Below are 7,020 nucleotides of genomic sequence, written 5' to 3'. Positions count from 1 at the left end.
GGTACTGCAGGGGGGACCCTGTGGGAGAGTAGGACGCCGCCGAACAATTATTCCGGGAAAGCCCCGTGCCCTTGTGGCACGGGGCTTTTCTGCGTTCGGAGCGTCTAGGGTCGAACCATGCGCTACGAACTGGTCATCTTCGACAACGACGGCGTGCTCGTCGACAGTGAGCCGATCTCCAACACGGTCCTGGCCGGCTACCTCACGGAGCTCGGTCACCCCACCTCGTACGAGGAGTCCCTCCGCGACTACATGGGGGCCGCCATCCACCGGGTCCACGACCTGGTGGACGAGCGGACGAGCCAGAAGCTCCCCGCGGACTTCGACGAGGAGCTGCACCGCCGCACTCTCGCCGCGTTCCAGGAGGAGCAGCTGGCGGCGGTGGACGGGGTCGAGGAACTGCTGGGTGAACTCGTGGCCGACGGGGTGGCGTACTGCGTCGCCTCGTCCGGAAGCCACCAGAAGATCGCGGCCGGGCACCGGAAGACCGGGCTCGACCAGTGGTTCGAAGAGGAGTGGATCTTCAGCTCCGAGGACGTGGGGCGGGGCAAGCCGGCCCCCGACCTGTTCCTCCACGCCGCCGAACGGATGGGCGTCGCCCCCGACCGGTGTGTCGTGATCGAGGACAGCCCGCTCGGCGTCGAGGCGGCACGGGCGGCCGGGATGGAGGTGTACGGATTCACCTCGATGATGCCGGCGGACCGGCTCGTAGGGGTCACCGGGCACTTCTCCGACATGTCGCAGCTCCGCAAACTGCTCGCCTGACCGATCTACTCAGCGGTAGACCGGGGCCTTACGCTCGCGGCCATGACGGATGCGCGGTTGCGGTACGGCAGGGCCTCCCTCGCCCTGAGCTTCCTGGTGCAAGGGGTGACCTTCGCACTGCTCGTGACGCGCATCCCCGCCATTCAGGACCGGTACGGGATATCCGACGGGCTGCTGCCCGTCTTCCTGGCCGCCGTGCCCGTCCTGGCGGGGGTCGCCAGTGTGGCCACCGAGAAGGCCGTCGCGCGGTTACGGCCCGGGGTCGTGCTCAGGTGGGCGCAGCCCGTCGTGCTGCTGGCCCTGCTGGGTGTGGGCGCCGGCAGCGAGCTGTGGCAGGTGGCTGTGGCGCTCGGCGTCTTCGGGCTCGCGGTCGGGGCCCTGGACGCCTCGATGAACATGATGGGTGTCAGCCTCCAGCGGGTGTACGGGCGCAGCATCATGCTCGGGTTCCACGCGGCGTACAGCCTGGGTGGCATCGCCGGGGCGTCGATGGCGTGGGCCGGGGCGCACTGGGATCTGTCGCTGCTGGTCTCCTATCTGCCGGCGGTGGTCGTCCTGCTGCCCGCGGCTCTGGTCGGGAGCCGGTGGTACACGGAGGGAAGGGCCGGCGGCCCGGACAGAGGGGCCGAGGCGTCCGCCCGGGGCGCGTCCGTGCCGTGGCGGCTGCTGCTGCCGCTCTGCCTCGTCATGGCGTTCGCGTACATCGGGGACTCGACGGTCTCCAACTGGAGCGCGAAGTACCTGCAGGACGTGCTGGGCAGCTCGGAGCAGCTGGCGACGGTTCCGTACAACGTCTACATGGTGACCACTCTGCTGGGGCGGGCCGTCGGTGACCTCGGGGTGCGCCGGTTCGGGGCGGTGGCCGTGGTGCGGGGCGGCAGTGTGCTGGCGGCCGTGGGGTTCGCGGTGGTGGCTGTGGCACCCGGGGCGTGGTGGGGGATGCTCGGCTTCACGCTGCTGGGGCTGGGGCTCTGTGTGATCGTGCCGCAGACCTTCGCTGCCGCGGGGCGGATGTTCCCGGGGGCGAGTGACGTGGCGGTGGCGCGGCTGAACGTCTTCAACTACGTGGGGTTCCTCGTGGGGTCGCCGCTCGTGGGGGCGCTCGGGGACGCGTGGAGCTACCGGGGCGCGATGCTCGTGCCCATGGTCCTGGTCCTGGCGACGCTCGTGTACGCCCGGTCGTTCGGCGAGGAACCCGCCCGATACGGTGGCGGGCATGAGCGGGCGCGCGCAGCTGATGTGGGATGAGGCAGTAACGGGATACGACTTCGGGTCCGGTCACCCCATGGATCCGGTCAGACTCGCCCTGACGATGGGGCTGGTGCGGGCGTTCGGGCTGGACGGGTCGGTGGATGTCCGGTCGGCCAAGTCGGCGGGGGATTCCACGTTGCGGCTCGTCCACCGTGAGGACTACGTGGCGGCGGTCCGGGCGGCGTCCGCGGAGCCGGGGGCCGCCGACCAGGCGTACGGGCTCGGGACCCTCGACGATCCCGCCTTCGCGGGTATGCACGAGGCCTCCGCGCTGATCGCCGGGCTGTCGGTGGGGGCCGCGGAGGCCGTGTGGCGCGGCGAGAGCCCGCATGCCGTGAACTTCACGGGTGGCCTGCACCACGCGATGCCGGGGGCTGCCGCGGGCTTCTGTGTGTACAACGATCCGGCGTTGGCCATCGCCCGGCTGCTGGAGCTGGGTGCGGAGCGGGTGGCGTACGTCGATGTGGACGTCCACCACGGGGACGGGGTGCAGGCGGCGTTCTGGGAGGACCCCCGGGTGCTGACCGTGTCCCTGCACGAGCACCCGCGCACGCTGTTCCCGCAGACCGGGTGGCCGGAGGAGACCGGTGCCGGGGCGGGTGAGGGAGGTGCGGTCAATGTGGCGTTGCCGGCGGGTACGGGCGACGCCGGGTGGCTGAGGGCTTTCCACGCGGTGGTGCCGGAGCTGCTGGAGGACTTCCGGCCGCAGGTGCTGGTGACCCAGCACGGTGCCGACACACATTTCGAGGACCCGTTGGCGCATCTCGCGGTGTCGCTGGATGCCCAGCGGGCCGTCATGACGGCCTGTCACGAGCTCGCGCACGCACACGCGGAGGGCGGCCGTTGGGTGGCGCTGGGCGGGGGCGGGTACGCGGTGGTGGACGTGGTGCCGAGGTCCTGGACCCATCTCGTGGGGATCGCCGCCCATGCGCCGGTGGACCCGGAGTCGGTCGTCCCGTCGTCGTGGCGGGACGAGGTCTACGCCCGTACGCGGCAGTTGGGCCCGGCGCGGATGACGGACGGCCGTGTGCCGTCGTGGCAGCCGTGGGAGGACGGGTACGACCCGGCGGACCGGCTGGACCAGGCGGTGCTGGCGACCCGGCGGGCGGCGTTCCCGCTGCGCGGGCTGCTGGCCTGAGGGCGGGGCGCTTCCGCGCCTGAGGGTGGGTTACGCCAACGGTGGGGCGGTATCCGGGTTCCTGCCCGGGGGTGCTTCCGGTGCGGGAGCATCGGGGGGTGTTGAGCACCGGAGCGCTGCGCGCTCATCTGCTGGCGGCCCGGCTCGCCGGGCCCGTGGCCACGCCGCGGGAGACCAGTCTGCGGAGTTACCGGCTTTTCGCGGCGAGGGACCCCCGGGTTCTGCTCGGGCTCGCTCCGGACCGGGCCTGGGGGGAGCGTGACCTGCTGCGGCTGATGGCCGACAAGTGTGGGGTGTCGGACGATCCTGGCCATGTGTCAGGTCCTGATGTGATCGATCCGGAGCGGACCCTGGCCGCTCTGGACGCGTTCGCGGAACGGCTCGCCGGGGCTGCGGAGCGGCGGGCTCCGGTGCTGTTCGGTACCGGGCATCCGCACCGGCTGCTCGGGTTCTACGCCGGTATCGCAGACGCTTTGTCGGCGGCCGGGTGCACGGTGCTCACCCCCGCGCAGGGCCGATGTGTCGACATAACGACCCGGTTCGGCGTACGCACGTACAACCTCGACTACGTACGGGGTGTCGCGCTGGTGCGCGAACCGGGCGTGCGGGTTCCCGGGAGTGCGACCGGCGCGCACACCCACTCGCCGCTGCCGGTCCGGGCGGTGCTGGAGGGGGCCGTGGAGGACCGGGGGGCGTTGCCCGAGCTGGTGGTCGGGGACCACGGGTGGGTCTGCGGAGCAGGTCAGCTGGGCATCGAGGCCATCGGGCTGGCCGATACGGATGACCCCGCGTTGTTCGTGGGTGAGGCGGAGGGGCGGGTGTCCGTCGCCGTTCCGCTCGATGACGGCGTGCGGTCGGACTACTACCGGCCCCTTACTCGGTATGTACTCAATAGGGCGTGTCTGTCACAGTAGGCGGCCGATCGTCTCACCTCTTCCCCACTCGCATCACCCGCCCCTAATCTGGGGAGTGAGCGCACAACGACGAAGAGTCACCGGAGGGGAAGCCGGTGCGCGTCGCGTGCGGAAGGTGCAGGTGGGTCATGGCTGCTGGCAGTGAGAGGCCTCTCAACGAGGTCAAGTTTCTGACCGTGGCGGAAGTCGCCTCGGTCATGAGGGTGTCGAAGATGACCGTGTACCGCTTGGTGCACAGCGGTCATCTGCCGGCGATCAGGGTGGGAAGGTCCTTCCGGGTCCCGGAGCAAGCGGTTCACGAGTACCTTCGTGAGTCCTTCGTGGGGGTGGAGTCAGCCTGACGTTGCCCTCGGATTACGTCCCTCACCCGGTGGCGGGTAGGCTAGGCCGACGTAGGTCGTGTGGGCCCAGACGCCCCGCACCAGTGAAGAAGAAGTGAGCGAGGGTAGTCGTGGGCTCTGTTATCAAGAAGCGGCGCAAGCGGATGGCCAAGAAGAAGCACCGCAAGCTGCTCAAGCGCACGCGCGTTCAGCGTCGCAACAAGAAGTAAGCGAACGCAGTTCGTGAGTACGAGGCCCTTCCGCCGTCCTGGCGGGAGGGCCTCGGCGCGTTCCGGGCTCGTTTCCGGGCTCGCTCTCCGTGGCCTGGTGCCGAGCGGCGCGGTGCGGCGGATCCGGTGGTATTACCGCCAACGGTTCGGTAAAGCCCGCCTGGGGTCGTCACAGGGCAACGTCCACCGGCTACGGTGACGGCCAGGGGAAGACCCCGCTCGGTGAACGATCGACGGAAGGCGCTGATCTTGGGGAAGATCGTGCTCGTCACAGGCGCGGCCCGGCAGCTGGGGGGCCGTTTCGTGCGGCGTATCCAGCGTGACCCCGGTGTGGACCGGGTGATCGCCGTGGACGCGGTCGCGCCGGAGCATGAGCTGGGCGACGCCGCATTCGTCCTGGCGGACATCCGGCAGTCGGCGATCGCCAGGGTCCTGGCGGAGTACTCCGTCGACACGGTCGTCCATCTGGACGTGTCGGCGAAGGCGGTCGGCGCGGGTGGCCGGACGACGGTCAAGGAGACCAACGTCATCGGCACGATGCAGTTGCTCGGCGCCTGCCAGAAGTCTCCGGCCGTTCAGCGGCTCGTGGTCAAGTCCAGCACCAACGTGTACGGGTCGGCTCCCCGCGACCCCGCGGTCTTCACCGAGACGACGCCGCCCAAGTCCCTGCCCAGCGGCGGTTTCGCCAAGGACGCGGTGGAGGTCGAGGGATATGTGCGCGGGTTCGCCCGCCGCAGGCCGGACGTGGCCGTGTGCGTGCTGAGGTTCGCCAACATCCTGGGCCCCGAGCCGGACTCGCCGCTCGCCGACTACCTGTCGCTGCCGGTCCTGCCGACGGTCCTCGGGTACGACCCGCGGCTGCAGTTCGTCCACGAGGACGACGTCGTCGACGTACTGGAGATCGCCTCCCGCGAACCCAGGCGCGGCACGCTGAACAGCGGCACGTTCAACATCGCGGGCGACGGTGTGCTGCTGCTCTCGCAGTGCTCGCGCAGGCTTGGCCGGCCGACCGTGCCGTTGCTGCTGCCGGCCGTCACGTGGGTGGGGTCGGCGCTCCGTACGATCGGCATGACGGACTTCTCCCCGGAGCAGATCCGTCTGCTCACGCACGGCAGGGTGGTCTCGACCGTGCAGATGCGCGAGACGCTGGGTTTCCGGCCGAAGTTCACGACGGCCGAGACGTTCGCGGAGTTCGCGCGGAGCCGGGGGCCGGGGCTGCTGCCTCCCGAGCGGGTGGCGAGGGCGGTCGGGAGGCTGGCCGAGCTGCCGTCCGGCGGGGGACCGGCGGGTACGACACATTCGACGCACAGCGCCAGGTAGAGGAGCGCGACCGACGATGGCGGACGCCAAGGTCATTCCCTTCGACGACGACCGTTCGCGCTCCGGCGCGGGGCGGCGCAGAGGTGTGCTGCCGGGTGGGCGGGCCCAAGGGCCCGCCCCGGCCGGTCCCGCACCTGTGAGCGCCCTGCCGGGCGGCCAGGTGCCGGAAGGGGCCGCTGAGGCTGTCGGTGACGCCTCCCAGGACGGCACGGGCGGCCCCGGGAGCGGCTGGGACCGGCGGATCGCCGGGGGGCTGGCGTTTCTGCGGCGCCGGCTGACGGGTGATTACGACGTCGACGAGTTCGGCTACGACAAGGAGCTGACCGACCAGGTCCTCATGTCGATGCTGAGGCCGCTCGCGGACAAGTACTTCCGGGTCGAGGTGAAGGGCATCGAGAACATCCCGTCCGACGGCGGGGCGCTCATCGTGGCCAACCACTCCGGCACCCTGCCGCTCGACGGGCTGATGCTCCAGGTCGCCGTCCACGACAACCACCCGGCGGAGCGGCATCTGCGGCTGCTCGCGGCCGACCTCGTCTTCATGCTTCCGGTGGTCAACGAGCTGGCGAGGAAGGCCGGGCACACCCTTGCCTGCGCGGAGGACGCGGAGCGGCTGCTCCAGGGTGGTGAGGTCGTCGGGGTCATGCCGGAGGGCTTCAAGGGCATCGGCAAGCCGTTCGGCGAGCGGTACAAGCTGCAGCGCTTCGGGCGGGGCGGGTTCGTGTCCACGGCGCTGCGGGCCGGGGTGCCGATCGTGCCGTGCTCGATCGTGGGCGCGGAGGAGATCTACCCGATGATCGGCAACTCGAAGACCCTGGCCCGGGTCCTGGGGGTTCCGTACTTCCCGATCACGCCGACCTTTCCGTGGCTGGGGCCGCTGGGTGCACTGCCGTTGCCGACGAAGTGGACGATCCAGTTCGGGGACCCGATCCCCACGGACGGGTATCCGCCGGAGGCGGCGGAGGACCCGATGCTGATGTTCAACCTGACGGACCAGGTGCGGGAGCAGATCCAGCACACGCTGTACAAGCTGCTGGTGCAGCGCCGGTCGGTCTTCTTCTGACGGCACTTCCGCCGGTGCG

Annotated in this window: 8 protein-coding genes; all 8 read left to right on the top strand. The window is 70.5% G+C overall.

Features of this window, described 5'->3' with window-relative positions:
- Positions 1-117 precede the first annotated feature (117 nt).
- Positions 118-765 (top strand): HAD family hydrolase, encoded by a 648-nt coding sequence (locus tag OO67_RS18655; RefSeq protein ID WP_033301734.1) that lies wholly within the window; start codon positions 118-120, stop codon positions 763-765.
- Positions 766-807: 42 nt separating this feature from the next.
- Positions 808-2,013 (top strand): MFS transporter, encoded by a 1,206-nt coding sequence (locus tag OO67_RS18650; protein WP_033301733.1) that lies wholly within the window; start codon positions 808-810, stop codon positions 2,011-2,013.
- Positions 1,982-3,154: an acetoin utilization protein AcuC gene (locus tag OO67_RS18645; RefSeq protein WP_033301804.1), complete on the top strand. Its 1,173-nt coding sequence runs from the start codon at positions 1,982-1,984 to the stop codon at positions 3,152-3,154. Before OO67_RS18650 ends, OO67_RS18645 begins: the two co-directional genes overlap by 32 nt.
- Positions 3,155-3,252: 98 nt before the next feature.
- Entirely contained in the window at positions 3,253-4,068 is an 816-nt protein-coding gene (locus OO67_RS18640) for a phosphatase (RefSeq protein WP_033301732.1), read from the top strand.
- Positions 4,069-4,196: 128 nt separating this feature from the next.
- Entirely contained in the window at positions 4,197-4,409 is a 213-nt protein-coding gene (locus tag OO67_RS18635) for a helix-turn-helix domain-containing protein (protein ID WP_014046653.1), read from the top strand.
- A gap of 110 nt (positions 4,410-4,519) precedes the next feature.
- Positions 4,520-4,618: a 30S ribosomal protein bS22 gene (locus OO67_RS36825; RefSeq protein ID WP_003948845.1), complete on the top strand. Its 99-nt coding sequence runs from the start codon at positions 4,520-4,522 to the stop codon at positions 4,616-4,618.
- A gap of 249 nt (positions 4,619-4,867) precedes the next feature.
- On the top strand, positions 4,868-5,938 hold the full coding sequence (locus OO67_RS18630; RefSeq protein ID WP_033301802.1) for an NAD-dependent epimerase/dehydratase family protein: 1,071 nt from the start codon (positions 4,868-4,870) through the stop codon (positions 5,936-5,938).
- A 16-nt stretch (positions 5,939-5,954) separates the two neighbouring features.
- The gene (locus OO67_RS18625; protein WP_033301731.1) at positions 5,955-7,001 is read left to right on the top strand and encodes a lysophospholipid acyltransferase family protein; all 1,047 of its coding nucleotides are present in this window, start codon (positions 5,955-5,957) and stop codon (positions 6,999-7,001) included.
- Positions 7,002-7,020 lie beyond the last annotated feature (19 nt).

Origin of the sequence: Streptomyces atroolivaceus (genome assembly GCF_000717025.1) — a bacterium.
Taxonomy (GTDB): Bacteria; Actinomycetota; Actinomycetes; order Streptomycetales; family Streptomycetaceae; genus Streptomyces; species Streptomyces atroolivaceus.
Note: the sequence above shows the minus strand (reverse complement) of the source record. Positions and strands in the feature narration are given on the sequence as shown.